General features: G+C 70.5%; 1 protein-coding gene. It reads right to left on the bottom strand.

The window, feature by feature from the left end:
• The coding region (locus J7528_RS24085) for a calcium-binding protein (protein ID WP_291879907.1) at window positions 1–580 on the bottom strand (580 nt) is incomplete at both ends.

Genomic DNA, 580 nt, shown 5'->3' with positions numbered 1-580 from the left:
ACGACAGGCTGTCCACGCCCGCGCCGCCATCGATCGCGCGATCGCTCCCATCCATGATCAGGAAGTCGTCGCCCGCGCCGCCGTTCAGCGTGTCGGCGCCGGCCCCGCCGGTAAGGTAGTCGCGCCCGCCGCCGCCGGTCAGGACGTCGTCGCCGGCGCCGCCATTGATGGTGTCGCTGCCGCCTCCGCCCGTGAGGCGATCATCGCCGCCGCCGCCGTCCAGCGTCGTCATGCTGACATAGGCTTCGCCGACGACGACCGTGTCATTCATCGCGCCGCCGGTGACGGCGCCCAGCACCTCGACCTCGGTGATGCTGAGCCCCGCCGAAGCATACTGGCCGGTGGTCCAGAGCGTGGTCAGGTCGACGTTCAGAGCCGTGGCGCCGGCCACGAAATAAAGGGTGTCGCTGCCCGCGCCGCCGATGATCTTGTCGGCCCCGGCGCTCAGATAGAACGTGTCGTTGCCGTCGCCGCCGTCCAGCGTGTCGTCGCCAGCGCCGCTATAGAGGCTGTCGTGACCCATGCCGCCGATCAGCGTCACGCCCGTGGCGCCGGCCTTCATCGTGTCGGAGCCCAGGCC

Source organism: Caulobacter sp. (genome assembly GCF_017744445.1).
Classification (GTDB): Bacteria; Pseudomonadota; Alphaproteobacteria; order Caulobacterales; family Caulobacteraceae; genus Caulobacter.
Note: the sequence above shows the minus strand (reverse complement) of the source record. Positions and strands in the feature narration are given on the sequence as shown.